This window comes from Salinibacterium sp. SWN139, from assembly GCF_015864625.1.
In the GTDB taxonomy this organism is placed as follows: domain Bacteria; phylum Actinomycetota; class Actinomycetes; order Actinomycetales; family Microbacteriaceae; genus Rhodoglobus.
Window position 1 is genome coordinate 1 of sequence record NZ_JADYWV010000004.1, and the last position, 26,218, is coordinate 26,218.

Genomic DNA, 26,218 nt, shown 5'->3' on the forward strand with positions numbered 1-26,218 from the left:
GCTAAGACTCTCTGCGCCGATGGTACTGCAAGGGGGACCTTGTGGGAGAGTAGGACACCGCCGGACTTCAATTGTAAAATAGCCACACCCTTCGGGGTGTGGCTATTTTGCGTTAACCACCGCACGATCTCTGTCCACCACCGGGTGCAGTTCTTGTTCGATCGAAGCTCGGCGACGAGCGGACAGACATCCAGCGCCGTGCTAGCGGAGCTCCGCGTCGACCCACTCGGAGCCGACGCTCACGAGCGACCGCGCGCCCGACGTGATGCCGGCAACGCGCTCGGCCAGAGCTGATTCGTCGCCAGGGTCCGCCGCCAACGTCATCACCGCTGAACTGCCGTACTCGGTGCCGACGACCGTGACGCCGTGTTGGCGCAACTCAGACTCAACCCGCCCAGCATCCGCATGGGGGAGTGCCAGCTGAAACAGCTCGCGCCGTGATCGAAGAACAAGACGCTTCTGGACGCGCAACCCGTCGACGGCGAGTGCTGTGGCATCCGAGTAGGCGCGGATAAGACCGCCGGTGCCCAAGAGGGTGCCGCCAAAATAGCGTGTAACCACCGCAACGCAATCAATGAGATTACGGCCGGTGATCACGTCGAGAATGGGGCGTCCGGCGGTTCCTGACGGCTCACCATCATCGTTTGATCGGCGAACCTGATCTGGCTCAGTTGAAGAGCCGAGGACAAACGCAGAGCAGTGGTGCCGCGCATCCCAATGGGTTTTACGCGCCTGTTCGATGACGTCTCGGGCATCCGCTTCGTTGTCGACTCGGACTATGCGGCACAGGAAGCGTGATCGTTTGACTTCGAGTTCGGCTTCGGCGGTGGCACCGGGGCCTCCGCGTAACGTGTACTCGCGCATCCATCCATTGTCTCGCACTCGCATCGGGATGGTGGCGCACGGGCTCACGAGCGCGGCGTAGGCTGAGAACATCATGGAGCTGTTTGCCGCAATCGTTCTGTTTATCAGTGCGCTGTTCAATGTCATCGCGTGGCCGCGATTCTTCAAGCGCGTCAGCGCTGACCCTCGGGCGCGCGACACCGCGGGAAAGGCCACCGCGTTCTACCGTGTGCACGCCGTGCTGCTCGGAATCGCATTGGTGATTGCTGCGGCATCCGTGCTTGCCGGCATGCTTCTGCTGCTACGTGGCTAACTGATGCTGAGCTAGAGCTACTAGCTGCTAGCAGCTAACTGCTCTTGTTCGGAGATTCGGCGAGATAGTCGCGCAAGACGTTCGCGTGATTGACCTGGGGATCATGAGCGGCGTAGAGCAGCGTGACGTGGTCGTGGGACTCCAAGCGCGCGTTCGCATTGGGCACGTCTGGATTCTCGTCCAGTTCGAGGCGATAGCGGGCGGCAAATTCATCGAGCCGCGCAGGATCGTGGTTCCACCACGTGCGCAATTCTCTGCTGGGCGCGAAGTCTTTGCACCATTCGTCAAGTTCGGCGCGTGCCTTGCTGACGCCACGCGGCCAGAGCCGGTCAACAAGCACCCGGTAGCCGTCCTCAGCCTGTGCGGGCTCGTAGATTCGTGCAGTTACGAACGTCGTCATGCGGGATTTCTCCCCTCTCGTCGCTGTGGTCACCATAGCTGGCGAAGCTTTGAACGGGGAAAGACCGGCTCGCGGACGCGGCCTGAATGCAGTTGTCAGCATCGTCGCCCAGTATAGGGAGTATGAGTTTCAAGCTCCCGCCGTTGCGGAATCCACGACGCACTATTGGTGATCGAACCTTCGACTTCTCGCGCCAGGTTGCGGTGATGGCAATCGTGAATCGCACGCCCGATTCTTTTTACGATGCGGGAACCAACTATGCGCTAGAGGACGCTGTTGCCGCGTCGCTGCGGGCTGTCGAGCAGGGAGCCGATTGGATCGACATCGGCGGTGTTCCGTTCGCTCCAGGCGACCCGTTGAGCGTCGAGGAGGAGTGCGAGCGAGTCGTTCCTGTGGTGCAGGCGCTTCGCGAAGCATCCGACGTCGTGATCTCCGTCGACACGTTCCACGCTGAGGTTGCACGCCGCAGCATCGCGGCCGGTGCCACGGTGATCAATGACACGACAGGCCTGAGCGATCCTGACCTCGCCGGAGTTGTTGCTGCCAGTGATGCATCGCTCATTCTTGTTCATTCGCGGGCGCAGCCACGCACCCAGTTCGCGCGGCCGCAGTATGACGATGTTGCGGCAGAGGTGCGTGACTTTCTGCAGAGCCGAGTCGAGCAAGCTTTGGATTCTGGAGTTGCCGACGATCGGCTCTTCATCGATCCGGGGCATGACCTGAACAAGAACACGCTGCACAGCCTCGAACTCACGCGCCGCCTCGACGTAATCACCGAACTCGGGTTGCCGACCCTCGTCGCGCTCTCCAATAAAGACTTCATCGGCGAAGTGCTTGATAAGCCGAAGCATGAACGGTTAGAAGGTTCGCTCGCAGCCGCCGTGGCATCCATCCTCAATGGCGCGAGGGTGGTGCGGGTGCACGAGGTCGCTGAAACGGTAGCTGCCGTGCGCATGACGGAAGCGATTCTGGGGTTCCGCGAGCCCGCGCTGCTGAAGCACAACATGTCCGACATCAACGAAAGGTAGGCACTGTGGCCGACGCATCCGACATCCATTCCCTCAACGCAGGAGCACCTCTCACCGACGAACAACTTCTCGCGAGCTACGCGGTAGCTGATCGATCGGTGCCGTGGTTGCGCGCGAACTTTGTGTCGAGCATCGATGGTGCTGCTACCCACGAGGGAGTATCGGGTGGCCTTGGCACGGACTCAGACGGTCGTGTTTTCGGGCTGCTCCGTCGACTTGCGGATGTCATCGTCGTTGGCGCAGGAACAGTGCGGCAAGAGGGCTACCGCAACCTCGCTCTCGACGAGGAATCTGCGGAGTGGCGGACTACGCAAGGACTCGCTGCTCAGCCCCCGTTTGCCATTGTGACGGCATCCCTGCGGCTGGAACCGGGAGACCTAGGCAGCTATGCGACGCGCCCCCTCGTGGTGACCACCGAGAGCGCACCCGCGGAGAGTCGTAAACGAATCGAAGAGGTTGCTGACGTGATCATTGCGGGGGATGCTGCCGTAGACACCGTCGAGATGAAACACCTTTTGGCGGAGCGCGGGCTAGTTCAGCAGCACAGCGAGGGCGGTCCAACACTCTTCGCAACCATGATTGCCCAAGGCGTTGTCGACGAGCTTTGCCTCACCGTGAGCCCGCGGCTTGAAGGCGGCTCGGCGCGACGTATTGTGGACGCGGCGGATGCGACACCGCAAAACATGTCGCTCGCGCACGCGCTGTCCGCGCCCGATGGAACGCTACTCCTACGCTACCTCCGCGCCGCTCGCTAGCGCGCTGTCGTTGCGATACGCGCGCGCTAGCACTCGACGACGTTGACGGCGAGACCGCCCATCGACGTCTCTTTGTAGCGCGAACTCATATCCTTGCCGGTCTCGGCCATCGTGATAATGACCTCATCGAGCGAGACGCGGTGCTCGCCATCACCCCACAACGCCATCTTCGCAGCGTTGATCGCCTTCGAGGCAGCAATCGCGTTGCGCTCAATGCACGGGATTTGCACGAGTCCACCAATAGGATCGCACGTGAGTCCGAGGTTGTGTTCCATCGCAATCTCGGCCGCATTCTCGACCTGCGCGGGAGTTCCACCGAGAATTTCAGCGAGCCCCGCAGCCGCCATGGAGGAGGCCGAGCCAACCTCGCCCTGACATCCGACCTCGGCGCCCGAGATGGAAGCCATGCGCTTGTAGAGCACGCCCACGGCCGCGCTGGCCAGCAAGAAGCGCACGGTAGCGTCATCCTTTGTCGCTTGGTCGGCGTCTTTCATACCTGGTGCGTAATGGGTCGCGTAGAACAGCACGGCCGGGATGATGCCAGCAGCACCGTTGGTGGGGGCGGTGACGACCCGGCCACCCGAGGCATTTTCTTCGTTGACGGCTAGGGCAACGAGGTTGACCCATTCCTGCCAAAAGTTCGGATCGCGGTTGGGGTCTTCTTCGCGTAGGCGTCGGTGCCACTCGGGAGCCCGACGCCGCACCCTCAAATTGCCGGGCAGGTTGCCGGTGCGTTCTAGGCTGTTGTTCTTGCACTCGTCCATGACATCGCGGATGTGCAGGAGCCCAGCAACCACCTCAGACTCGGGGCGGCGCGCCAACTCGTTGCGCAACATCACGCCGCTGAAGCTGAGCCCTTCGGCGCGACAGTGCGCGAGCAATTGCGCTGCAGTGCGGAACGGCAGCGGGTCTGCCACAGCGGCTGGGCCGCTAGAGGAGCTGCCATCACGGTTGTCGCCCTCCCGATAGATGAAACCGCCACCGATCGAGAAGTAGGTTGCCTCGAGAATTGCGGTGCCATCCGCATCGTATGCCGCAAAGCGCATGCCGTTCGGATGCCCGTCGAGCACGGTGAGCGGGTGCAGGGCGATGTCGGACTCGCGGAACGGCAGATCGTGACTCGCGCCCAAGCGCAGCAGCCCAGATTCTTCGATGCGGGCCAGAATCTGTTCCATCTCTGCGGGGAGAACCTGGTCGGGGAGCTTGCCCTCCAAGCCAATGAGTACCGCGCTCATCGTGCCGTGGCCAGCACCGGTTGCGGCGAGAGAACCGTAGAGGCGAACGCTGAGAGTGTCGACAGCGTCGAGCATCCCGTGGTCGGAAAGATCAGCGGCGAAGGACGCAGCCGCGCGCATGGGGCCGACCGTGTGTGAACTGGAGGGGCCGATGCCGACCGTGAACAGATCGAAGCTGCTGAGGGGCACCTCTTCGAGCGAGGGCGTTGGTACTTCAGTTCGGGGGGTCAGATTGCGAATGGCCACGGTGACTCCGTTTCTTCACCGCACAGCGTCGTACGGGTGTCGTCGAGTCCTCTCCGCTCTGTATCGGGCCTGAGAGTTTCCGCACGCTTGTGGCGTTGCGTTGCCCCGTCGGCGAGTCGGACAGGGCCGACTGCTTTTCAGAGTTGCCTATCCACTGCGGTACTGGGGCCTGAGAGATTCCCGGAGAGGGTTTGCTCCTACGGCGCCAACCAACGATCGGAAGGACTCTCCCGCAGCGGAATGACGGCTGTTCACTTGTGCCCTCAGCATACACTTGAGCCTGCCTCGCAGACCCGTCAATCTCGCGCCGGACTGGTGCTCAGTCGAGCGGGCGTTCCACCACTCAGCGCTGCGAAACGCACGCTCGTGAAGACCGTTTAGTCCTCGGGGTCTGAGGGATCGATCGGCTCGTGGTGGTCAGCGTTTGTCACTCCACGGCGCCAGTAACCGTCGGCTGTTACTTGCTGCTTGGGGAGGCCAAGCTCGCGGCGCAGGTAGCGCCGAAGCGGAACCAGGGTGGTGGCTTCGCCGGCGAGGAACACGAAGGTGGATTCACCGATCTCACCGAGCGCGCGTAGCGCGGCTTCCAGCTGCCCAAGACCGTCACGGCGATAGAACCACTCGGCATCCATGCGCGCCTTTAGCTCGTCGCTGAAGTAGCTCTCAAGGCTTTCGTCGGCGACGTCGAACAGGGCGGTGATGTTTACCGAGGTGGGGAGCATGTCGATCCAGCGCGAGGCTGCAGGGAACGCCGTTTCGTCCGCGATCAGGATGACGTGGGTTGCGCCAACGGGCAGCAGTCGTGATCCCCGCGGACCGGCGATCACGAGGCTGTCGCCAGCGGCGGCTTTTCCGGCCCAGGCGGAGGCGGGCCCCTCGTCTCCGTGGACGACGAAGTCGATGTCGAGCTCGTGACGACCAGCATCGGTGCGGAAACCGAGCGGGGTGTAGTCACGCGAGATAACCTTGCCCTCGCCCTTGGGCTTCTTGATTCCATCGGCGGTCATCGTGGGTGCAGTGAGCACGCCGGTTGCGGGATCGGGAAAGAATACTTTGACGTGGTCGGTGGGGCCACTGCTGACAAATCCGGCGAGTTCATCACCGCTGAGGGTAATGCGCGCAATCGACGGCGCCGGGTGGCTGACGGCGCTCACCGTCAGGTGGCGGATGACGAGGGGATGCTTGACGGAGTCACGTTCAATTGTCATAGGCGATGGGCGCGGGCGCCAGCTCATTTCGATAAAAGTTAGGCTTACCTAACTACTGTAACCCTCGCGAGCGGGGAGAGCTAGAGCGACGGCGCGGTTTCTGTCGTCGTGATGGAGATCTCGCCCTCGAGCGAGCGATGCACGGGGCACTTATCGGCAATGACGAGAAGCGAAGCACGTTGCTCGGCAGTGAGGTCGCCCTCGAACGTGAGCTCGCGTGTGAAATGCTCGACCATTCCTTCGGTCGAGGTGCAGTGCTCGCACGCGGCCGCGTCGATACGCTCGCGACTCAGCCGAACGCTGACCGACTTCAACGGCATCTTTTTGCGGTCGGCGTACATCCTGATGGTGATGGAAGTGCAGCTTCCGAGCCCGGCCAAGACAAGGTCATAGGGCGCTGGGCCATGATTTTCGCTCAGCGGTGCAGGCTCATCAGAGATGAGCTCGTGACCCGAAGCAAAGACGCGCTGTTCGTAGCGCGCAGGGCCGCTCTCGGTGACGATCACCGAGCTGCCATCGGCGGTGATCGAGGCGCTCGGGTGGGCGACGACCGGAGGAGTCTTCGGTCCAGCACTGCTCGCCCGCTGTTCTGGGGCTGCGGTGTGGTCGAAAGCATAGCGAGCCGACCAGGCCGCGATCATGCTGGCCGCGAAAGCAGCATCATCACGATTGCTCAGGAGATGATCCGCACCATCGAGCGCCACGAACGACTTGGGGTGCTTCGCTGTTTCGAAGATCTCCCGCGCGTTGTCGATGCCCACGGTCTGATCGATGGGGGAGTGCATGACCAAAAGTGCGGCATCCAGATCACGCAGTCGAACCGACTGCGGCTGTGCGGCAATGTCATCGAGGAGTTGTTTGCGGATGCGGAACTCGCGGCCGCCCAGCTGAACCATTGCTTCTCCCGCAGTCACAATTTCCTCGCTCGCGTGGGCGAACAGATTCGTGATGTGGGCAGGATCGCTGGGACTGCCGAGCGTGACGACAGCACGCGTCGAGGGCACGCGATGGGCTGCAGCGAGCACGGCGGCTCCGCCCAGGGAGTGGCCAATGAGGATCGTGGGGGCGCGGTAGTTGGTGCCGAGATACTCAGTGGCGGCCACAACATCATCGATGTTTGAGCTGAAGTTGGTGTTAGAAAAATCACCGTCGGAGCCGCCCAAGCCAGTGAAGTCGAAGCGCAAGACGGCGATGCCGTAGTCAATGAGTGCTTTCGAAATGCGTGAGGCAGCGAATGAGTCCTTCGAACACGTGAAGCAGTGAGCGAAGAGCGCGTAGGCGGAAGGGGTGCCTTCGGGGAGGTCGAGGCGGGCCGCCAGCATGGAGCCGTTGGAGCCGGGGAATTCGATCTTCATTGTCCGTTACCGCTTTCGTGTCGACTTGCTCCAGCGTTTCTTATCCGGATACCGGATGCAACGCCCCCATGCTCTCAGTTCTTCCCGTTAACGCCGGAACGGCTGGCAAAGACCGTGTCTTCGCCAGCCGTTCCGAAAAGAAAATTACTCTGCGGCACCTGCAAGCGAACCGCTGATCTGGTCGCCGGAGGGGTCGTAGACGAGGCACAAGATCTCGCGGTCGCCCTCTGACCAGCTGCCCTCGGTGGGGTAGTACCAGGAGAAGTCGTAGACCGAGTCTTCGTACTCTGCGCCGATGAAGGTTCCGAACTCTGCGTAGCAGTCAGCCGTTGCCTGATCTTCAATTGCGGAGTCACCGGGGAAATCACCGTCGGCCATGTAGGACGCCGCGTAAACCTCTGCATCGTGCGGCTCGGCGCAGTCGATGGTCTTGGTGCTGGAAACTTCGCCGCCGTCTTGGTTGCCGACTTCGCAGTCACCAATAACGAGGCTGAAGATATCTTGAGTGGTGCCGGCTCCGGGGTCGACGGCATCCGAAATTTCGTTCGTAACTTGATCGATGATGCTGCAGCCACTGAGCGCCACAGCTGCAACAGCAATGGTGGCGATGGCGAGCGTCCGGCGCCAGATGTTATCTGTCGTCATAGAAGTGGGTCTCTTTCGTCTGAGGTGATAACGCTTCGTTCTTCTCAAGCTTAGTGAAATTCAGCACATTCACAGGTGGAAGAAGCGGGAAAAACGCTAATGAGAGCCCAAAAACCCTAGAACTTCGTCGTGAAGTACGCCATTTGTTGCCAGAGCGTTACCTTCCCACGGTCCGGGAACGCCTTCAACAGAAGTGAAACGACCGCCGGCTTCCAACACAATGGGGATCAGAGCCGCCATATCGTAGGGCTTCAAATCGAATTCGCCCACGACATCGAGCGCACCTTCGGCGAGCAACATGTACGCCCACATATCGCCGATCGCGCGCGAACGCCACGTGGCACGAGTCAACGCAACGACAGCATCGAGGCGACCAGCTTCATCCCAGCCCGGCAGGCTGTTGTAGCTGATGGATGCCGCCTCAAGCGAGGACACCTTGCTCACTGAGATCTGTTCAGGCTCGCCATCGCGGGCCTGAGCGAAAGCGCCGTGACCGGTGGCCGCCCACCACCGCTTACCAAGAGCGGGGGAACTGACCACTCCAACCTGGGGCACACCATCGATGACGAGCGAGATAAGTGTTCCCCAGATGGGGACGCCGCGCAAAAAGTTTGAGGTGCCATCGATGGGATCGATAATCCACTGGCGGTTCGAGTCTCCGGCCTCGCCATACTCTTCTCCGAGAATCGAGTCTCCGGGGCGGGCAGCAGCAATTCCGGCACGGATGCTGCGCTCAACAGCTTTGTCGGCATCCGTGACCGGCGTGCGGTCGGGCTTAGTCGTGACTTCGAGATCGAGCGCGGTGAAGCGGTCGAGCGAGATGAGGTCGGCATCGCCGGCAAGGGCGAGCGCGAGGGAAAGATCGTCGGCGAGAGTGTATTCGGTCACGACTACACGCTAGCGGAACCGAGTGTCGTGATGAGCCGCTGGAACGAGTCGAGGCGCAACTTACCGACCTCGCCGAGCGCTCCGGCTGCGACCGCTTCAGCGATCGCGCAGTCGGGGGCATCAGGCAAGTGAGTGCAGCCGCGCGGACACTCTTCGGCAAGCTCGGCCAAGTCGGTAAACGACGACAAGATCTTGCTCGGGTCGATGTGACCGAGGCCAAAAGATCGAACTCCGGGAGTATCGACGACCCAGCCGGTGCCCACGCGATACGAAATGGTTGACGACGACGTGTGACGCCCGCGCCCCGTGACTGCGTTGACATGGCCGACCGCGCGATTAGCGTCGGGCACAAGAGCATTTACGAGCGTCGATTTGCCCACTCCCGAGTGGCCAACCGCAACCGTAGTGTGCCCGTCGAGAAGGGCGCGCAGCTCGTCGAGGGGAACCTCATCCGAACGGCTCTCGATCACTGTCAGATCGAGACCGGCAAAGTTCTCCAAGAACGGCGCCGGATCTTGCAGGTCAGTCTTGGTGATGCACAGGATGGGATCAATCCCCGCATCAAAGGCCGCCACGAGATAGCGGTCGACGAGTCTCGGTCGCGGCTCCGGGTCGGCGGCGGCAACAACGATGAGCATCTGGTCGGCGTTGGCGACAATGATGCGTTCGACGGCATCCGTGTCGTCGGCGCTGCGGCGAAGCAGTGTGGCGCGCTCTCGGATGCGCACGATGCGCGCGAGAGTGCCTTCGGTGCCGGTCGTATCGCCGACGAGGTCGACCCAGTCACCCGTAACGACCGACACTTTGCCCTGTTGGTTGCGGCCGAGTTCGCGGGCACGAGCGGCGATGATTTGGCGTTCGTCTGGCGTTCCCTCGTCTACCCAGACGCCGTAGCGGCCCCGATCGACGCTAAAGACGCGTCCTTCGATGGCGTCCGCGTGGTCGGGGCGAATCTTGCTCCGTGGCTTATTCGCCTTGGGGTTCGGCCGCATGCGAATCGAACTCTCATCGTATTCGCTGTACTTGCGGTCATCATCGTCGTCATCGCCCGTGAGCCAACTCATCGTTAGAGCAATCCGAGAGTGTCAGTGGTCAGCGGAGCATCGCCGACGAGCGTGCGCCACAGTTCTGGGAACTGGGGGAGCGTCTTGGCGGTGGCGTCGATACCCTCAATCTCCACGCCTTCAATGGCAAGGCCAATGATGGCGCCAGCCGTGGACATCCGGTGGTCTTCGTAGCTGTGCCACACGCCACCGTGGAGTTCGGCTGGCTCAATGTGGAGACCGTCGTCGAGTTCGGTGACGGCTCCGCCGAGCGCCTTGATCTCGGTGCGTAAGGCTGCGAGACGGTCGGTTTCGTGGCCGCGCAAGTGACCGATTCCCGTGATTGTGCTCGCGGACGACGCGAGTGCTGCAATCGCCACGATTGCGGGAGCGAGCTCACCACCGGTAGAAAGGTCGAGCTCAATTCCGGGGTAGCGCTGGCCGCCCACGACGCCTACGCCGCCATCGACAGTGAGCGCGCCATCTTTGCGAGTGACTGTCGCCCCGAAAAGGGGAAGTAGCTGCTCAAGGTCAGCACCGACCTGAGTGGTTGACTCTGGCCAGCCTTCAATCGTGACAGTTCCGCCGGCCACGATCGCGGCAGCCAAGAACGGCGCTGCATTAGAGAGGTCGGGCTCGAGCGCCACGTCGATCGCGCGGATGGGGCTAGCGGGAACAACCCACACCCCGGGTTCCGGACTCTCGACCGTGACCCCACGTGCAGCAAGGCATGCCACCGTCATTTCAATGTGCGGCATGCTCGGCAGCTTGTCACCGGTGTGACGCAACGTGAGTCCGTTCTCGAAGCGTGCTGCCGCGAGAAGAAGACCAGAAACGAATTGGCTGGATGCCGAAGCATCGATGCTGACGTCGCCGCCGGCAACCGTGCCCATGCCATACAGGCTGAAGGGGAGGGTTCCGCGACCGTCGTCGGACACATCCACGCCGAGCGCTCGCAGTGAGTCAATCGTGGTGCGCATGGGACGACGAAGGGCTGCTTCGTCGCCGTCGAAAGCGACCGGCCCGAGGGCGAGCGCCGCAACGGGCGGCAAGAAACGCATGACCGTTCCCGCGAGACCGCAATCGATTGAGGTGCCACCTTCGAGCTCGCCCGGGGTGATCTGTAGGTCGGGACCAAAAGCGTTCCCCGTTGCGATCTCGTCAATTCTCACGCCGAGCGCGCGGAGAGCCTGAATCATGAGAGCGCTATCGCGCGAATGAAGGGGCGAGTGCAAACGAGAGGGGCCATCAGCGAGGGCAGCCAAGACCAGTTCGCGGTTCGTGAGACTCTTGCTGCCCGGCAAACTCAGCGACGCTGCGAGGGCATGCGAAACGGTGGGCGCAGGCCAGTTTCCGGGCACCGTGGTGTCTGGCACCGTCTCGTCGTCATACGGGCTGAATTCTGGGTTGGAATACTTAGATACGAACATCAGTTACTAAGAGTATCGGCGTTTAAGACCCCACGGAGGAGGCGCCCGTATGACCGCAGTACTGAACACTCAGCAGGATGCCGTCATCAGCGAACTAGAATTGTCGCTAATGACTACCGACAGAGTTGAGCCCAGCGCTACCGATGCTGCCGCTGACGAGAAGCGACGACAGTTTGAAGAGCAAGCGCTGCCCTTTATGGACCAGCTTTTTGGCGCTGCCATGCGTATGACCCGCAACCCCACCGACGCTGCAGATCTCGTTCAAGAGACCTTTGTAAAAGCGTTCCAAGCATTCGGGCAATACCAGCAGGGCACCAATTTGAAGGCCTGGTTGTACCGCATCCAGACCAACACCTTCATCAACATTTATCGCAAGAACCAGCGCAATCCTTATCAGGGCACGATCGATGAGCTCGAAGACTGGCAATTGGGTGGCGCAGAATCTGTCACCCAGTCGGTGTCAACCCGGTCTGCTGAGGCTGAAGCGATTGATCACCTGCCCGACAGCGCGGTGAAGGATGCCCTGCAGTCGATTCCCGAAGACTTCCGCCTCGCGGTCTACTTCGCCGACGTTGAGGGCTTCTCCTATCAGGAGATCGCCGACATTATGAAAACCCCCGTAGGCACCGTAATGAGCCGACTGCACCGTGGCCGTCGTATGTTGCGCGAACTACTGGCCGACTACGCGCGTGACCGCACCCCCGGCACGCCAGCAGCATCAAGGAGCACCAAATGACCGACTGCGGTTGTGAAAAAGCAAAAGCTGAACTCGAGGAATACCTCGACCGCGAACTCAACGAGGCCGACTTTCAGGATGTCTCAAACCATCTCGACAACTGCGAATCCTGCTCGAGCGAACACCTTGTGGCACTCGCGTTGAAGCTCAAGGTCAAGCAGGCCTGCCGTGAGACGGCACCAGATGATCTGCGCAGCGCGATCTTGTCGAAGCTGGCGGGCGCCTAAACACTCTCTAGCGCTGAGCGCCTACAGCTGCTCACTTGCTAACGCAAAAGCGGGCATCCTCCGAAGAGGATGCCCGCTTTTGTCATTAACGCGGGTGCGGTTACGGCTGGGTAATCGCGTGGTCGATCAGTTCGGCCTGCTCCAGCGCGCTGCGCTTCGACGAACCGGTCGCCGGTGAGGCGGATGCCGGACGCGAGGCGAGCTTGATCTCGCGCGACTCAAGGTGGCGCTGAAGTTCCAAGCTAATGAACGGCCAAGCACCCTGGTTCTCGGGCTCATCCTGAGTCCACACGATGTCTGCGTTCGGGTACTGGCTGAGAACCACATTCATGTCAGCAACGGGGAGCGGGTAGAACTGCTCCATGCGCACCACGGCAATGTGCTTGATCTCGCGCTTGTCGAGTTCGGCGACGATGTCGTAGTAGGTCTTGCCCGACGTCACGATGACGCGAGTGACGGCCAACTTGTCGTCGAGACGAACATCGTCGAGAACGGGCTCGAAGCGACCACTCGTGAAGTCGGCAACATCACTGGTGGCACCGCGCAGGCGAAGCATCGCCTTCGGGGTGAACACGATCAGCGGACGGCGCGGACGCGAGTAGGCCTGGCGGCGCAGCAAGTGGAAATACGATGCCGGCGTCGACGGGCGTGCCACGATCATGTTGTTCTCGGCACACATCTGCAAGTAGCGCTCGATGCGGGCGGAGGAGTGATCGGGGCCCTGGCCCTCATAGCCGTGTGGCAGCAGCATGACGACGCTTGAACGTTGCGCCCACTTCTGCTCGGCGCTCGAAATGAACTCGTCTACGACGATCTGAGCGCCGTTGGCGAAGTCGCCGAACTGGGCTTCCCACATGACGAGAGCGTCGGCGCGCTCGACCGAGTAGCCGTACTCGAAGCCGAGAGCGGCGTACTCGCTGAGCAGCGAATCGTAGATCCAGAAGCGTGATTGGTTCTCGGAAAGGTTTTGCAGCGGCAACCACTCTTGACCGTTTTCGCGGTCGTGGAGCACAGCGTGACGCTGAACAAACGTGCCGCGGCGAGCATCCTGACCGGCCATACGCACCGGGGTGCCTTCGAGAAGCACAGAACCGATTGCGAGCAACTCGGCGAAAGCCCAGTCGATGCCGCCCTTGCGGCTCATGTCGGTGCGCTTCTTCAGCAGGGCCTGCAACTTCTTGTGCACGGTGAAGTTTGCCGGTGGGTTAGCGTGCGCATCGCCAATGAGCTGAACAACACTCTCGTCGATGCCCGTCGTGATGGGCTCCCCGATCGCATCGTCGCGCTGCGAGCCGGGACGCTCGAGGTCAGAAACTCCGTTGCCATCCTTGGTGAGGATCGGCATCGAACCGGTCTGAGCGGCGTGCGTTTCGGCAAAAGCGCGCTCGAGGCGGTCTTGGAAGTCCTGGTGGCTGGCTTCGTACTCTTCCTGAGTGATGTCGCCACGACCAACGAGACCCTCGGTGTAGAGGGTTCGAACGGACCGCTTCGCTTCGATCAAGTTGTACATGAGCGGCTGCGTCATCGAGGGGTCGTCACCCTCGTTGTGGCCACGGCGGCGGTAGCAGATGAGGTCGATCACAACATCGCGGTGGAACTTCTGGCGGTAAGCGAAGGCGAGCTCGGCAACGCGAACAACAGCTTCGGGGTCGTCACCGTTCACGTGGAAGATAGGTGCCTGGACCGTCTTGGCAACATCTGTCGAGTACTGCGACGTGCGGCCCTCGCTCGGCGGCGTCGTGAAACCAACCTGGTTGTTGATGTTCACGTGGATGGTGCCACCCGTGCGGTATGCACGCAGCTGCGACATCTGCAAGATCTCAACAACGATTCCCTGACCGGCCATCGCCGCGTCTCCGTGAACCATGACGGGCAGAACGGCGTAGGAACCAATGGGGCGACGGTCTTGCTTAGCGCGAACGATTCCCTCAAGCACGCCATCTACCGCTTCAAGGTGTGACGGGTTAGCGGCAAGGTAGACAGGAATCTGGCGACCATCGGCAGCAGTGAAGGTGCCCTCGGTGCCGAGGTGGTACTTCACGTCACCCGAACCCTGAACGGTGCGCGGGTCTTGGGTTCCCTCGAACTCGCGGAAGATTTGACCGTAGGTCTTTCCGGCGATGTTCGTGAGCACGCTCAGGCGGCCACGGTGGGCCATACCGATGGCAACCTCTTCAAGATTGGCCTCGGCGGCTTTCTGAATGACGGCATCCAGCAGCGCAATCGTCGACTCTCCACCCTCAAGGCTGAACCGCTTCTGGCCGACGTACTTGGTCTGCAGGAAGGTCTCAAAGGCTTCGGCTTCGTTGAGCTTGCCAAGAATGCGCATCTGCTCGTCGTGGCCGGGCTTGCTGTAGGGCTTCTCGACGTGATCCTGGATCCAGCGGCGCTGCTCCGGGTTCTGAATGTGCATGTACTCAATGCCAACGGTGCGGCAGTAGGCATCACGCAGTGTGCCAAGAATCTCGCGCAGCAGGGCTTGACGCTTGCCGCCGAAACCGCCAGTGACAAACTCACGGTCGAGATCCCAGAAGGTAAGGCCGTGGCTCGAAATGTCGAGGTCGGGGTGTGAACGCTGACGGTACTCGAGCGGGTCGGTGTCAGCCATGAGGTGACCACGAACGCGGAACGAGTTAATCAGTTCCTGAACGCGCGACGTCTTGTTGATGTTGTCGGCGAGGTCGACGTTGATGTCGTTGGCCCAGTGAATGGGGTCGTAAGGGATGCGCAACGCCGCGAAGATGTCTTCGTAGAAGTTGTTGGCACCGATGAGTCGCTCGTGGATCTTCTTGAGGAACTCACCCGAGCCGGCACCCTGAATGACGCGGTGGTCATAGGTGCTCGTGAGGGTAACCGTCTTGCCGATACCCAACTCCGTGAGAGTGCGAAGGCTCGCACCCTGGAACTCGGCCGGGTATTCAAGCGCTCCGGCGCCGACGATCGTTCCCGAACCGCGCATGAGGCGGGGAACGGAATGCTCGGTGCCGATTCCGCCAGGGTTGGTGAGCGAAATCGTGTTGCCCATGTAGTCGGGCCCGGTCAACTTGTTCGCGCGGGCGCGAGACACAACATCTTCGTAGGCGGCGAGGAACTCGGCGAAGCCCATCGTCTCGGCGTTCTTGATGCCGGGAACAACGAGCGCGCGCGTGCCATCAGGCTTCGGCATGTCGATCGCGATGCCGAGGTTGATGTGCGCCGGAGTAACAACAGACGGCTTACCATTTGGCTCGTCGTAAAAAACGTTCTGGCTGGGGAACTCTTTGAGAGTCTCGATAATGGCCCACGCGATGAGGTGCGTGAACGACACCTTGCCGCCGCGAGCACGCTTGAGGTGGTTGTTGATGACAATGCGGTTGTCAATCATGAGCTTCGCCGGGATCGTGCGAACACTCGTAGCGGTAGGGACCGTGAGGCTTGAGTCCATGTTCGACGCGAGTGCCTTCGCAGCGCCACGGAGGGGAGCAACAACGTTCTCCGTTTTGGGCTTAGCGGCGGCCTCAGCCTTGAGCGTTTCAATCGGAGTCGTCGACGGCGCTTCAGCCGGGATCGGCTGGGGCTTCGGCTCAATCGACGTAGTGCGAGCGATGGGCTGGCTGCCCGTGCTGGGGTTAGCCTCGTCGACGAAGGGCTTGGCCTCGGCGGCGGGAGAGGCTGCAGCGGGGGCCGCGGGAGCTGCGGGAGCTGCAGGAGTTGCTGCGGCGGTGGACTGCGGTGCAGCCGGCGTCGTCGCCGGGGCTGCGGCCGGAGCATCCGGAGTTGTCGACGTGGGAACGGCACTTGAGGGAGTCAAGTCTGCCGCTGGCGTATAGCTCTCCAAGAAGGGCCACCAGGATTCCGCTACTAGATTTTTGTCTTCGAGGTACTTTTCGTACATCTCGTCGACCAACCATTCGTTGGCCCCGAAGTCGCCCGAGGAGTCTCCGTCCGCTGCGGTTCCGGTTACTTGGCCTGACACGTCAAACCGCCTACTTTCAGTTCTGGTGATCACAAAAACGGCGCGCGGTCTGCGCGCCAGACATCCCTGACAATGTTAATCGCTTTGTTGTGCGTCTGCTGGCCGTGAGGCGGCGATCTCCCTTATTTTCCTGACTTTTCTGCAGATTGTTTTCCTCTAGTGACAATTAGGCTCGTCACTATGGATTTCTACGAGACCACGCCCACGCACGACTTGACCTATTCCGACGTGTTTTTGGTGCCTAGCCACTCCTCGGTAGGCAGCCGGATGGCCGTCTCGCTGGCGCCCGGTGACGGAACACCCGCGACCATTCCGCTCGTGGCATCCAACATGAACTCGGTGACCGGCCCTCGCCTGGCCGCCAGTCTGGCGCGACGCGGAGGACTCGGCGTGCTCCCGCAAGATCTCAGCGACGACGACATGGCTGAGGCTCTCGCGTGGGTTCGAAACCAACCCGTCGATCTCGACTCCGCCGTCTTATTGAGCCCGAACGACACAGTAGAGAAAGCACTGCTGCTGGTGCCTCCGCTGCCCGGCCACGGGGTTGTGCTCCAGAACGACGGCGAACTCGTTGGTGTGGTGGATGCCGAACAACTGGCCACGGCGATGCCCGGTGCCGCTCTGGGCGACATCGCCCGCGCCGACGCCCACGCGCTTGACCGCACGGAGTTCGGCAGCGCTCGCGAACTCTTCGACCTTCTCGTCGAGCGGGGCCTCGGCTTCGCCCCGGTCGTTGAGGGCACTACGGTCGCAGGAACGACCAGTAAGACCAGCGCGCTCCGTTCCACGCTCTACACTCCAGCCCTCGACGGCGACGGTAAACTCGCGGTCGCCGCAGCCCTCGGAATTAACGGTGATGTTGGTGCCCGCGCTCGTGCTCTCGTCGTCGCCGGCGCGTGCGCTCTCGTTCTCGACACCGCACACGGACACCAAGAAGGCATGGTGCGGGCTATCGAAACCGTCGCCGCCCTTGACCTCGGCGTACCGCTGGTTGCAGGCAACGTAGTGACGAGCGCCGCTGTACGTGACCTTGTCGGAGCAGGAGCAACCATCATCAAGGTCGGGGTTGGCCCCGGCGCCATGTGCACCACGCGCATGATGACCGCGGTCGGTCGTCCGCAGTTCTCCGCAGTGCTCGAGACGGCGGCAACCGCGCGCGAACTCGGCGCCCACGTGTGGGCTGACGGCGGGGTGCGCTACCCGCGCGACGTTGCGCTCGCGCTCGCCGCTGGGGCGACATCCGTCATGATCGGTTCGTGGTTTGCCGGCACCATCGAAGCCCCGGGCGAACTGCGTCACGATGATGCCGGTGCGCTCTACAAAACCAGCTGGGGGATGGCGTCAACCAAGGCAGTGCGGGCCCGTTTTGGTGGCCTTGATGCCTACGATCTCGCTCGCAAGGAACTCTTCGCCGAGGGAATTTCAGGCTCCAAGATTTATCTTGACCCGGCTCGACCGTCTATCGACGATCTCGTGGACATGATCACCTCGGGGGTGCGCAGCTCGTGCACCTATGCTGGCGCGGCCACTCTGAGGGAGTTCCGCGAGCGGGCGTTGGTGGGGATCCAGTCCGCTGCCGGGTACGAAGAGGGAAAGGCGCTGCCCGTGAGCTGGTAGTAGATCGGTGGTTACTGAGGAATCTGTCCTATAATCGAGCCCATAATGGACGACCCTCCCTCTAGTTGTCGCCGGGGCCCTTCTCCGTGCGACCATCACCTGTTTCTCGCCCGTTCTCTACCTACCTCCGCGGCTGGAGGTGAACTGTCATGAATGAATGGCTTCTCCTCGCCGCTGGCCTCGTGCTGACTGTCGGCACTGGCTTCTTCGTCGCCTCTGAATTTGCTCTCGTCAACCTCGATCGCTCCGATCTTGAGTCACGACAAGAGCGTGGCGAAAAGCGACTTGCCCCCATAATCGCGGCGCTCAAGCACACCTCGACTCATCTTTCGAGCGCGCAACTGGGCATCACCCTCACGACTCTTCTTGCGGGTTACACCCTCGAACCTGCATTCAGCATTTGGCTATCGATTCCGCTCGGTGAAGTGCTGCCTGACGGCGTCGTGGCCGTGCTCGCTAGCGTGCTGGCCATCACGTTTGCCACGCTGCTCTCCATGATTGTGGGCGAGCTGGTTCCCAAGAACTTCGCTCTCGCGTTGCCACGCGCCACCGCAAAATTCGTTGTGCCGTTCCAAATTCTTTTTACGACAGTGTTCAAGCCTGCTGTGAGCCTGCTCAACAACACGGCAAATGCGATCCTCCGCTCTGTGGGAATCGAACCGAAAGAAGAACTTTCGGGCGCACGCACGGCAGAGGAGCTAACGTCGCTCGTTCGCCGTTCGGCTAGCCAAGGCAGTCTCGAAGCGGACACGGCCACCCTGCTCGCGCGCACCCTCGCCTTTGCCGATCACACGGCGCAAGACGTGATGACGCCCAGGCCGCGGGTCGACAGCATCGACCGCACCGACAGTGCGCAAGACGTCATTGACCTCGCTAAGCGCACCGGCTTCTCTCGCTTCCCTGTAATCGACGACAGCATCGACGATGTCGTGGGCTTTGTGCACATCAAGCAGGCTGTTGCGGTGCCGCACAAGAAGCGTGCCGACGTGCCCGTCTCTGCACTACAAACCGAAGCACTTCGGGTGCCAGAAACGATGCGACTGGATGCCCTCCTCGCCGAACTTCGCGGACGTGGCTACCAAATGGCTGTTGTCGTAGACGAATACGGCGGAACTGCCGGAGTCGCCACGCTCGAAGACCTCGTGGAAGAACTCGTCGGCGAAGTGTCCGACGAGCACGACCGTTCGAAAGCAGATGTGGTGCGCTCGCGTGACTGGTTCACCTTCCCCGCAATTCTGCGCCCCGATGAGCTTCTCGAGCGCACCGGCGTTGAGGTCCCCGAAGAGGGCCCTTACGAAACGGTCGCTGGCTGGCTCATGAGCGAACTCGGCCGAGTGCCACGCACCGGCGACACCATTACCGCCGCTGGCGGAGTGTTCCGCATTGAACGACTGGAAGGTCGACGCATCGACCGCGTGAGGTTTACCCCCGATCCCATTGACACCACGAGCGATGCTGAGGTGGTGCGCTAATGGACGTCTGGGGAATCATCTGGCTTTTCGTTCTACTGATCATCAACGCCTTCTTCGTCGGGGCAGAGTTTGCCGTCATTTCGGCACGACGCTCACAGATTGAGCCGCTTGCGGCATCCGGTTCACGCTCGGCAAAGACCGCGCTATGGGCGATGGAACACGCAACGCTTATGCTCGCGGCGTGCCAATTGGGCATCACAGTGTGTTCGCTGCTGATTCTGAATGTGTCAGAACCGGCCATTCACCACTTGCTTGAGGTGCCGTTGGCGCTGACTGGCCTCAGCGAAGAACTGATCAGCACGATCGCGTTTATTCTTGCGCTGATCATCGTGTCGTTCTTGCACGTTGTGCTCGGCGAAATGGTGCCGAAGAACCTGTCGTTCTCGATTCCCGATCGTGCGGTGCTGATTCTGGCGCCGCCGCTCGTGTTCATCGCGACAGTCTTCCGCCCGATCATCGTTGCCCTCAACGCGACAGCGAATGGCATCCTACGACTCTTCAATGTCGTGCCTAAGAACGAAGCGAACAGTGTCTTCACGCTCGACGAAGTGGCCACGATTGTGGCGCAGTCGAAGCGAGAAGGTGTGCTGATGGATGCCGGTGGCACCCTCACCGGCGCGTTCGAGTTCACCTCCAAAAAGGTTCGCGATGTCGCTATCCCGATGTCCGGGCTCGTCACGTTGCCCGAGGACGCCACCCCTGCCGATCTCGAAAAGGCGGTCGCTCAGCGCGGATTCTCGCGCTACATCCTGCTCAATGACGCGGGAGAGCCCACGGGGTATCTGCATTTGAAGGACGTCATCGACCTCGACGAGAGCGAATTCTCGGAGCCGGTGCCGCCCAAGCGGATTCGTCAGCTCATCTCGATGTACTGCGAGACCGACCTTGAAGATGCGCTGGCGACAATGCGTCGTTCAGGAGTGCACGTTGCTCGCAGCTTCGACGCGACCGGTGAAACTACCGGTGTGCTGTTCCTCGAAGACATCATCGAAGTGCTCGTGGGCGAAGTTCAAGACGCCACCCGGCGTCGCTAACAGAGTTCTCAACTATCGTTGACATCCATGGAAACTGAGTCGATGTGGGGTGCTGCTGAGGCGGCACGTCACATCGCTCTGCCCCAGGACTCCGATGACAAGTACTCCCGCGGGGTGCTTGGGCTGATTACAGGGTCGGCGCAGTATCCGGGAGCCGCCGTTATCGGTGTTGAAGCCGCTGCTCGAACCGGCGTCGGGATGATCCGCTACCTCGGTGCTGAGCGTGCCGAAAACCTGATCCTGCAGCGTCGCCCCGAAGCGGTGATGGCTGACGGTCGCGTGCAGGCCTGGCTCATTGGCTCGGGCATGGACTATGCCAATCGCGAGCCCGCGTCCGAAAAACACATCACTGCCGCCCTGAGCCAGAACGTTCCCCTCGTGCTCGACGGGGGAGCCCTTGACGTGGTTCACCGCGTGAGCACCCCAACCGTAATCACCCCGCACTATCGTGAACTTTCCCGGCTGCTTGACGAGCCTGTCGACGAGATCGCTGCGGCACCCCGGGACTGGGCGGAATCCGCTGCCACCCGACTCGGCTGCACCGTGCTGCTCAAGGGTCACACGACGTACATCACCGACGGAGTAACGACGGTCGCGGTGGCGGCAGCACCAGCCTGGTTGGCTACCGCTGGCGCTGGAGACGCCCTCGGCGGCATCCTCGGGGCACTGGTCGCAACGCACAGTGACGCGGTGCTTGCTGATCCGGCACAGCTCGTGGGGCTCGGTGCTACCGCGTCGTACATTCATGGTCGTGCGGCGCAGCTCGCCAGTGCTGGGGGACCACTCACCATCCTTGACCTGTGTGCTCACGTGCCTCACATCGTCGCGGAGCTTGTCGCGGTCGCTGGCGACAGTGCGCCTGCTCCCGCGCCAGCGTGCTGAACCGCCACACGGTCAGTGCCTTCGCGCTCTGGCTTCTCTTTATCGCGGTGCACCTCCTGCTGGGCTTGCTCAACCTTCAGGGCCCCGGAAACCCCTTTGGCGATGTCACCATCGTGTACGCAGGCTGGGCGCAGCAGGCCTATGCCTCGGGAATTGTGGTGGGCGTCGATATGCCGTGGGTGTATCCGCTACTCGCGATCGTGCCGATTCTGGCGTCAGTCACTTTTGGCATCGGCCATATCGGCGCGACCTGGCTCGCACTTGTCATGCTCCTCAACCTCGTCGCGCTGGGGTTTCTCACCCGTTGGGGTCGCTCCCGCGCGGGAGTGATTATCGGATGGTGGTGGCTGATCTTCTTGCTGGCCCTCGGACCGATTGCGCTCGGTCGCATTGACGCGGTGACGGTGGCGGTCGCGCTTGTCGGAGTGCGGCTGCTGAGCAGGCACCCCCGAGCGGCAGGCATCGTGTTGGCGTGTGCCACCTGGATCAAGGTGTGGCCTGCAGCGCTCCTGCTCGCGGCGTTTATCACGTTGCGTCATCGTTGGGCTATCGCGATTGCCGCCGCGGGAACAACAGCCACCGTGGTCGTATTCGCACTGCTGGCAGGCTCAGGGATGAACGTGTTCAGCTTTGTGAGTGAGCAGACAGGCCGCGGCATTCAAATTGAGTCTCCGATTGCCGGGTTCTGGCTTTGGCAGGCTGTGGCGGGCGTGCCCGACACTTTCATCTACTACGACGCCTCGATTCTCACTTTTCAAGTGACCGGAGCCGGAGCGCAACTCGCGGCGGCCCTCATGACACCGCTGCTGGGAGTGGTCATTCTTGTTATTGCTGTGCTCGGCGTGAGAGCAACGCGCGCGGGCTCCTCAACTCTTGGCGTTCTTTCGATGTTGAGTCTCGCCCTCGTGACCGCGCTCATCGTGGTCAATAAGGTCGGCTCGCCTCAGTTTGTTGGCTGGCTCGCGGTACCGATCGTTCTTGGGCTGCTCACCGCTCGCGCCGAGGGGTCGCTTCGATTCCGGCTGCCCGCGGCGCTCGCCCTCGTCATTGCCGCCCTTACCCAGCTGGTGTATCCCTACTTTTATGACCAGCTCTTGGCTGCCAACCCCATCATGGTCGCCATCCTGACCGTGCGAAACGTGCTCCTTCTCGCCCTTCTGGTGTGGGCGATCGTGCAGCTCGTACGGCTCGGTTCTCGCTCGTCTGCGAGCGGGGAACAGACGCCGCAGCCGTTCTTCTCAATCCCATTCAGCCCATCCCTCGAACGCCCCTCGGCAAAGGAGTCAGCATGATCGTCGCATTCTCAATCGCACCCAGTGGTGGTTCCGACGGAACCGATTCAGTCCACGATGCCGTCGCTGCCGCTGTAAAAGTGGTGCGCGAATCAGGGCTACCGAACCAGACTGACTCGATGTTTACGACGATTGAGGGGGACTGGGACGAGGTTTTTGCGGTGGTGAAAGCCGCGACAGAAGCTGTCGGGCAATTTGGTTCGCGGGTCTCGCTCGTGCTGAAGGCCGACATCCGCCCCGGTCGCACCGGTGAGATGACCGGCAAGCTCGAGCGTCTCGAAGAAGCACTCCTTCGCGCCGACAGCTAACGGCCGTCGGCGTGCCGTCGGATGACGGCACCTGCTCTTAACGAACAAACCGCGCTGGATCCGCGTGAAGCGGAGTCAGTGCGGTTTGTTGTTGCGACCAGAACGGCGCGGTAAGGCTTAAAGGTGGTGCATCGTGTCGGTCTCGATGAGGATGCCGTCTTCGAGAGCACGCTTGCGCAGCGCTACCTTGGTGCCGACATCGAAGCCCGCGACGCGGTACTTCTCGCGAATGCGCTTGAGGTAGCTCTTGGCGGTCTCTTCAGAGATGCTGAGTTGGTAGGCGACCGACTTGACGGGCTCGCCGCCGCCGTAGAGCGCCATGACGCGACGTTCTTGAGCACTCAGCTTGGGGGCTCCACCGATTTCGTCGGCGTTGATCGCCAAGTCGAGCTCGGCCGAAATGAACGATTCGCCCTTGGATGCTGCCCGAATTGCTTCCACAATCATGTCAGCGTCTTCGCTCTTGACGAGGTAGCCGAGGGCGCCGGCGGCGAGAGCTTCGCGAACCACGTTGGGCTCGGAATAGGTGCTCATCAGGACGACGCGAACGTTCATGGACTTGAGAGTGTTGATCTTGAGCGAGACCGGGATGTTGTCTTTGAGGTCAAGGTCGAGCAGCACAACGTCGACAGGGAACTCTGGGTGGATTGTGAGTTCGGGCCACGTTGGCACGGCGACAACCATGTCGATGTCGGCTGCGGCCTGACGAATCCACTCGGTGAGCGCACCGAGCAACATTCGGTGGTCGTCAACGAGTGCGAGCCGGATGCGCTTTGTTGGTTCAGTCACGATTAGTTCCTCTGGTCGTTCGTCTTATCTTACGAAAATTATTGGTCAGCGGGGTTTTCGACAAGGCATTCAATGTCGAGGCGCAGGCTGGAGTTCTCTATGGAGTCGGTATACGTCCCGACCTTCGCGACCGCTTCCCACGTGGAAGCGTCAACACGATTTCGTGCCACTCCGGTCGAGGTGATCGAGATTCCGACTGCCACTTTGTCTTCGAAACCAGATGCCAAAACGGTAGTTGATGGCGCGATCGTGATGTGGACGGAGTTTTTGGCCCCGCGTTTGGTGGTGTCAGTCACAAAGAGCCACGCAGTCGAGAGCAAGCCGTCGCGCTGGGTGGGGTCGAGCAAACCGGCAAGGCTTCCCTTGTCGGTAAGTGTTACCGATTTGCCGAGCAGGTCAGACTCGGTGATCGCATGATAGAGCCAGGTTTCGCGGCGGCCCTCAATGAGGTGCAGTCGCAATTCGGTGGCGAGGGATGCCGCCGTCGAGGCAATTTTGGGTTGCAGAGGCAGCTTGGTCGAACCGTTTGCCACCGAGTCGAGCAGCTTTTCTGCGGCGAGGTCGAGGCGGGCAAGTTCTTCGGATGCCATCATGCCGACGGCAAAACGTGGTGCGGTGAGGGTGCTCTGAACGAGCACGCGGTCGAGCTCGACCTGCACGAGTTGGCGGAAGTTGACGATGAGGGAGAGACCAATCACGGTGGGGAGCACGGCGAACGCCACGGTGGTGATCTGCGGAGCAATATTGTCTTCAGTCAGGGGCACGTTCACCACGATGGCGGCGGCTAATCCTGCGCCGACCGCAGAGACAGCGATGATGATGTCGGCGCTCGGGCGAACCGTCAGCACAAGAAGTAACGCCATTCCGGCCGCAACCGCGGAGGTCGCGTGGCCGCCGATGTTGTGTAGATCCCAGATGGCGAAGATGTCGAGCGCCATGACGGCGGCGAGGCCAACAAGGAAGAGAACGAACATCCAGAGCGGAAGTTGTCCGCTAGTGAGCTGCACTAACGTGATGGTGCCGATGATGATGACGATCAGGAGCACCCACGCAATAGCTGCCGCAACAGGATTGGGGTAGATGTCCCATTGGATGACGAGCCACACGAGGCCGTAGATTGCGCGAAGGCTCACGAGAATGGCCGCTCCGATGCCGACGAAGCCGGTGCCGAGTCCGATGAGTCGGGGAGTGTCGTCGCCCGCGAGGCGCCGGACAGCGGCGCTCTTGGCATGGCGTGGTTTGCCGCCGACGATGACGCCGAGAGTGTTTTCTTCGGGGGGAGCGTAGGTCATCGGGGAACCTCCAAGACAACGGTGGTTCCGGAGCCGGGGGTGGAGAACAGTCGAGCTTGTCCGCCGACTTCTTTCAAGCGTGCGACAACGGACTCTTTGAAGCCGAGGCTCGCCGAATCAACATCGTCGAGGATGAAGCCGACACCGGAGTCGGTGATCATGGCTCGAACGGTCGTGTTGTCTTCGGTGATCGTGACGTGAGCTTCGGTGACGCCGGAGTGACGGCGAACGTTTTCGAGGCATTCAGCGAGGGCGAGCAGGAAGGCGTCGAGAACGTCGCTGGGGAGCAAAACCTGGCCGGTGCCATGCCAGCTGACTTCGAGTCCCATGCGGCCGAAACGTTGCTTGACTGATTCGAGCGTTGTGCCGAGCACTGTCTCGCTTACGGGGGCGCTCAGGTTGTAGTCGCCGGATGCTTGCGGCGTGGGGGTGGCACCGAGGCGAAGTTGACGCAGAAGTCGAGCATCGTCGCCGGCCTGCTGGCGCATGGCCTCTGCTGAAACGCCGACACCGGAGTGAGCGAGCAGTGTGAGAGTGGCCAGAACTGTGTCGTGAAGCAGGCGAGCACCCTGACGACGCTGGGCTTCGGTCTCGCTGGCTTGGCGTTCTGCGCGGTGGGCACGACCAATGCTCGCGATGCGGCGTACGGCTTGTGGAACGCCCGAGCTAATCCAGAAGCCGATGAGGGCGGCAAGGATCCAGCCGAAGATCGCGAGGGCGAGAGTGCGCACGGGCGGTTGGAACGGTGCGAGCGAAATAATCGTGACGCTCGCTACGGCGAGAAAACTGAGGAGCAATACGATGCGGCGCAGCAGCGTGGTCGTCAAAACGATGGCAAGACAGGCGAGGGATGCTGACGAGAGTTGGGCCACGGCAGAAAGCCCTGCTTGGCTCGGCCCACCCGGTGTGCCCGCGATAAGAAGGATTGCGATGATGCCCACCACGAACGAGGGAATGACCCAGCCGATCGAGCGGCTGTTTCCCGTTTGGAACTGCAACACGGCCATGACCGCATAGAGCGGGAGGCACAGCAGCAGCGTCGTTGTCGACACTGCCCCCGGGATGCTGAGGCATACGACCGAAACGATCAGAAAACTAAGACTCGCTACTCGCGCAGTGCGCTGAAGTAGGCGATCTCGTTCTTTCGTAGTGAGGTCCATTTGTGGCAATGTTTGCACATTTCGTACCTCTCTCGGGGGTGACGCACCGCCGATTGTCATGAGAA

At 61.4% G+C, this 26,218-nt stretch carries 24 protein-coding genes and 1 riboswitch; of the genes, 11 read left to right on the forward strand and 13 right to left on the reverse strand.

Annotated elements, in window-relative coordinates; translation table 11 throughout:
• Nucleotides 1-201 precede the first annotated feature (201 nt).
• Entirely contained in the window at nucleotides 202-939 is a 738-nt protein-coding gene (locus I6E74_RS13095) for a YigZ family protein (RefSeq protein WP_307784480.1), read from the reverse strand.
• Between I6E74_RS13095 and I6E74_RS13100 the strand changes: the two genes are divergently transcribed.
• Nucleotides 938-1,156 (forward strand): SCO4848 family membrane protein, encoded by a 219-nt coding sequence (locus tag I6E74_RS13100; RefSeq protein WP_197126436.1) that lies wholly within the window; start codon nucleotides 938-940, stop codon nucleotides 1,154-1,156. The genes I6E74_RS13095 and I6E74_RS13100 overlap by 2 nt on opposite strands.
• Nucleotides 1,157-1,190: 34 nt before the next feature.
• Here the strand turns inward: I6E74_RS13100 and I6E74_RS13105 are convergent, their stop codons facing one another.
• Nucleotides 1,191-1,556 (reverse strand): DUF488 domain-containing protein, encoded by a 366-nt coding sequence (locus I6E74_RS13105; RefSeq protein WP_197126438.1) that lies wholly within the window; start codon nucleotides 1,554-1,556, stop codon nucleotides 1,191-1,193.
• A gap of 122 nt (nucleotides 1,557-1,678) precedes the next feature.
• Here I6E74_RS13105 and folP point away from each other — a divergent pair, with 122 nt between their 5' ends.
• Together folP and I6E74_RS13115 are read left to right on the forward strand one after the other, a co-directional pair.
• Nucleotides 1,679-2,584, forward strand: coding sequence for a dihydropteroate synthase (gene folP, locus I6E74_RS13110; RefSeq protein WP_197126440.1), 906 nt, complete (start codon nucleotides 1,679-1,681; stop codon nucleotides 2,582-2,584).
• Nucleotides 2,585-2,589: 5 nt separating this feature from the next.
• Complete coding sequence (locus I6E74_RS13115; protein ID WP_197126442.1) at nucleotides 2,590-3,339, forward strand: pyrimidine reductase family protein; 750 nt, start codon at nucleotides 2,590-2,592, stop codon at nucleotides 3,337-3,339.
• A 26-nt stretch (nucleotides 3,340-3,365) separates the two neighbouring features.
• Here I6E74_RS13115 and I6E74_RS13120 read toward each other — a convergent pair whose 3' ends face one another.
• From I6E74_RS13120 to aroA, 7 genes are all read right to left on the reverse strand, one after another.
• Nucleotides 3,366-4,820: an L-serine ammonia-lyase gene (locus I6E74_RS13120; protein ID WP_374221071.1), complete on the reverse strand. Its 1,455-nt coding sequence runs from the start codon at nucleotides 4,818-4,820 to the stop codon at nucleotides 3,366-3,368.
• 147 nt (nucleotides 4,821-4,967) lie between these two features.
• Nucleotides 4,968-5,063, reverse strand: a riboswitch (glycine riboswitch).
• A gap of 134 nt (nucleotides 5,064-5,197) precedes the next feature.
• Nucleotides 5,198-6,028 carry a siderophore-interacting protein gene (locus I6E74_RS13125; protein WP_197126444.1) on the reverse strand — a complete coding sequence of 277 codons (831 nt, stop codon included), beginning with the start codon at nucleotides 6,026-6,028 and terminating at the stop codon, nucleotides 5,198-5,200.
• 80 nt (nucleotides 6,029-6,108) lie between these two features.
• Nucleotides 6,109-7,383 carry a bifunctional alpha/beta hydrolase/OsmC family protein gene (locus tag I6E74_RS13130; protein WP_197126446.1) on the reverse strand — a complete coding sequence of 425 codons (1,275 nt, stop codon included), beginning with the start codon at nucleotides 7,381-7,383 and terminating at the stop codon, nucleotides 6,109-6,111.
• Between the two features lie 144 nt (nucleotides 7,384-7,527).
• Complete coding sequence (locus I6E74_RS13135; RefSeq protein WP_197126448.1) at nucleotides 7,528-8,028, reverse strand: septum formation family protein; 501 nt, start codon at nucleotides 8,026-8,028, stop codon at nucleotides 7,528-7,530.
• A 96-nt stretch (nucleotides 8,029-8,124) separates the two neighbouring features.
• Complete coding sequence (locus I6E74_RS13140) at nucleotides 8,125-8,916, reverse strand: inositol monophosphatase family protein (protein ID WP_197126450.1); 792 nt, start codon at nucleotides 8,914-8,916, stop codon at nucleotides 8,125-8,127.
• Between the two features lie 2 nt (nucleotides 8,917-8,918).
• Nucleotides 8,919-9,980, reverse strand: a complete 1,062-nt coding sequence (gene rsgA, locus I6E74_RS13145; RefSeq protein ID WP_197126455.1) for a ribosome small subunit-dependent GTPase A — start codon at nucleotides 9,978-9,980, stop codon at nucleotides 8,919-8,921.
• A gap of 2 nt (nucleotides 9,981-9,982) precedes the next feature.
• The gene (gene aroA, locus I6E74_RS13150) at nucleotides 9,983-11,389 is read right to left on the reverse strand and encodes a 3-phosphoshikimate 1-carboxyvinyltransferase (protein WP_197126457.1); all 1,407 of its coding nucleotides are present in this window, start codon (nucleotides 11,387-11,389) and stop codon (nucleotides 9,983-9,985) included.
• 109 nt (nucleotides 11,390-11,498) lie between these two features.
• Here aroA and I6E74_RS13155 point away from each other — a divergent pair, with 109 nt between their 5' ends.
• Both I6E74_RS13155 and I6E74_RS13160 read left to right on the forward strand, forming a co-directional pair.
• Nucleotides 11,499-12,125, forward strand: a complete 627-nt coding sequence (locus I6E74_RS13155) for a sigma-70 family RNA polymerase sigma factor (protein ID WP_231601699.1) — start codon at nucleotides 11,499-11,501, stop codon at nucleotides 12,123-12,125.
• A complete protein-coding gene (locus I6E74_RS13160) occupies nucleotides 12,122-12,352 on the forward strand; it encodes an anti-sigma factor (RefSeq protein WP_197108994.1) in 231 nt (76 codons plus the stop codon). Before I6E74_RS13155 ends, I6E74_RS13160 begins: the two co-directional genes overlap by 4 nt.
• 100 nt (nucleotides 12,353-12,452) lie before the next feature.
• Here I6E74_RS13160 and I6E74_RS13165 read toward each other — a convergent pair whose 3' ends face one another.
• Nucleotides 12,453-16,307 (reverse strand): multifunctional oxoglutarate decarboxylase/oxoglutarate dehydrogenase thiamine pyrophosphate-binding subunit/dihydrolipoyllysine-residue succinyltransferase subunit, encoded by a 3,855-nt coding sequence (locus I6E74_RS13165; protein WP_197126459.1) that lies wholly within the window; start codon nucleotides 16,305-16,307, stop codon nucleotides 12,453-12,455.
• Between the two features lie 180 nt (nucleotides 16,308-16,487).
• On the opposite strand from I6E74_RS13165, the gene I6E74_RS13170 reads away from it, so the two are divergent.
• From I6E74_RS13170 to I6E74_RS13195, 6 genes are all read left to right on the forward strand, one after another.
• The gene (locus I6E74_RS13170; protein WP_197126461.1) at nucleotides 16,488-17,924 is read left to right on the forward strand and encodes a GuaB1 family IMP dehydrogenase-related protein; all 1,437 of its coding nucleotides are present in this window, start codon (nucleotides 16,488-16,490) and stop codon (nucleotides 17,922-17,924) included.
• Between the two features lie 149 nt (nucleotides 17,925-18,073).
• The gene (locus I6E74_RS13175) at nucleotides 18,074-19,396 is read left to right on the forward strand and encodes a hemolysin family protein (RefSeq protein ID WP_197126463.1); all 1,323 of its coding nucleotides are present in this window, start codon (nucleotides 18,074-18,076) and stop codon (nucleotides 19,394-19,396) included.
• On the forward strand, nucleotides 19,396-20,430 hold the full coding sequence (locus I6E74_RS13180; protein ID WP_197126465.1) for a hemolysin family protein: 1,035 nt from the start codon (nucleotides 19,396-19,398) through the stop codon (nucleotides 20,428-20,430). Before I6E74_RS13175 ends, I6E74_RS13180 begins: the two co-directional genes overlap by 1 nt.
• 27 nt (nucleotides 20,431-20,457) lie before the next feature.
• Nucleotides 20,458-21,312, forward strand: a complete 855-nt coding sequence (locus I6E74_RS13185; protein WP_197126467.1) for an ADP/ATP-dependent (S)-NAD(P)H-hydrate dehydratase — start codon at nucleotides 20,458-20,460, stop codon at nucleotides 21,310-21,312.
• Nucleotides 21,306-22,604, forward strand: coding sequence for a glycosyltransferase 87 family protein (locus I6E74_RS13190; protein ID WP_197126469.1), 1,299 nt, complete (start codon nucleotides 21,306-21,308; stop codon nucleotides 22,602-22,604). Before I6E74_RS13185 ends, I6E74_RS13190 begins: the two co-directional genes overlap by 7 nt.
• Complete coding sequence (locus tag I6E74_RS13195) at nucleotides 22,601-22,912, forward strand: MTH1187 family thiamine-binding protein (RefSeq protein ID WP_197126471.1); 312 nt, start codon at nucleotides 22,601-22,603, stop codon at nucleotides 22,910-22,912. Before I6E74_RS13190 ends, I6E74_RS13195 begins: the two co-directional genes overlap by 4 nt.
• Before the next feature lie 117 nt (nucleotides 22,913-23,029).
• On the opposite strand, the gene I6E74_RS13200 is transcribed toward I6E74_RS13195, so the two are convergent.
• Genes I6E74_RS13200 through I6E74_RS13210 form a run of 3 tightly spaced genes read right to left on the reverse strand, consistent with a single transcriptional unit; the run spans nucleotide 23,030 to nucleotide 26,153 of the window.
• Nucleotides 23,030-23,701 carry a response regulator transcription factor gene (locus tag I6E74_RS13200; RefSeq protein ID WP_197126473.1) on the reverse strand — a complete coding sequence of 224 codons (672 nt, stop codon included), beginning with the start codon at nucleotides 23,699-23,701 and terminating at the stop codon, nucleotides 23,030-23,032.
• Nucleotides 23,702-23,739: 38 nt separating this feature from the next.
• Nucleotides 23,740-24,993: a hypothetical protein gene (locus I6E74_RS13205; protein WP_197126475.1), complete on the reverse strand. Its 1,254-nt coding sequence runs from the start codon at nucleotides 24,991-24,993 to the stop codon at nucleotides 23,740-23,742.
• Complete coding sequence (locus I6E74_RS13210) at nucleotides 24,990-26,153, reverse strand: sensor histidine kinase (protein WP_197126477.1); 1,164 nt, start codon at nucleotides 26,151-26,153, stop codon at nucleotides 24,990-24,992. The genes I6E74_RS13205 and I6E74_RS13210 overlap by 4 nt, the downstream gene beginning before the upstream one ends.
• Nucleotides 26,154-26,218 lie beyond the last annotated feature (65 nt).

What these genes read in the sequence shown, in the direction of transcription:
- I6E74_RS13185 (WP_197126467.1), top strand. Translation starts at nt 20,458, where the DNA reads ATGGAAACTGAGTCGATGTGGGGTGCTGCTGAGGCGGCACGTCACATC.
- aroA (WP_197126457.1), bottom strand. Translation starts at nt 11,389, where the DNA reads ATGTTCGTATCTAAGTATTCCAACCCAGAATTCAGCCCGTATGACGAC.
- I6E74_RS13125 (WP_197126444.1), bottom strand. Translation starts at nt 6,028, where the DNA reads ATGACAATTGAACGTGACTCCGTCAAGCATCCCCTCGTCATCCGCCAC.
- rsgA (WP_197126455.1), bottom strand. Translation starts at nt 9,980, where the DNA reads ATGAGTTGGCTCACGGGCGATGACGACGATGATGACCGCAAGTACAGC.
- I6E74_RS13130 (WP_197126446.1), bottom strand. Translation starts at nt 7,383, where the DNA reads ATGAAGATCGAATTCCCCGGCTCCAACGGCTCCATGCTGGCGGCCCGC.
- I6E74_RS13210 (WP_197126477.1), bottom strand. Translation starts at nt 26,153, where the DNA reads ATGGACCTCACTACGAAAGAACGAGATCGCCTACTTCAGCGCACTGCG.
- I6E74_RS13195 (WP_197126471.1), top strand. Translation starts at nt 22,601, where the DNA reads ATGATCGTCGCATTCTCAATCGCACCCAGTGGTGGTTCCGACGGAACC.
- I6E74_RS13170 (WP_197126461.1), top strand. Translation starts at nt 16,488, where the DNA reads ATGGATTTCTACGAGACCACGCCCACGCACGACTTGACCTATTCCGAC.
- I6E74_RS13175 (WP_197126463.1), top strand. Translation starts at nt 18,074, where the DNA reads ATGAATGAATGGCTTCTCCTCGCCGCTGGCCTCGTGCTGACTGTCGGC.
- I6E74_RS13180 (WP_197126465.1), top strand. Translation starts at nt 19,396, where the DNA reads ATGGACGTCTGGGGAATCATCTGGCTTTTCGTTCTACTGATCATCAAC.
- I6E74_RS13155 (WP_231601699.1), top strand. Translation starts at nt 11,499, where the DNA reads ATGACTACCGACAGAGTTGAGCCCAGCGCTACCGATGCTGCCGCTGAC.
- folP (WP_197126440.1), top strand. Translation starts at nt 1,679, where the DNA reads ATGAGTTTCAAGCTCCCGCCGTTGCGGAATCCACGACGCACTATTGGT.
- I6E74_RS13205 (WP_197126475.1), bottom strand. Translation starts at nt 24,993, where the DNA reads ATGACCTACGCTCCCCCCGAAGAAAACACTCTCGGCGTCATCGTCGGC.
- I6E74_RS13135 (WP_197126448.1), bottom strand. Translation starts at nt 8,028, where the DNA reads ATGACGACAGATAACATCTGGCGCCGGACGCTCGCCATCGCCACCATT.
- I6E74_RS13160 (WP_197108994.1), top strand. Translation starts at nt 12,122, where the DNA reads ATGACCGACTGCGGTTGTGAAAAAGCAAAAGCTGAACTCGAGGAATAC.
- I6E74_RS13095 (WP_307784480.1), bottom strand. Translation starts at nt 939, where the DNA reads ATGATGTTCTCAGCCTACGCCGCGCTCGTGAGCCCGTGCGCCACCATC.
- I6E74_RS13100 (WP_197126436.1), top strand. Translation starts at nt 938, where the DNA reads ATGGAGCTGTTTGCCGCAATCGTTCTGTTTATCAGTGCGCTGTTCAAT.
- I6E74_RS13105 (WP_197126438.1), bottom strand. Translation starts at nt 1,556, where the DNA reads ATGACGACGTTCGTAACTGCACGAATCTACGAGCCCGCACAGGCTGAG.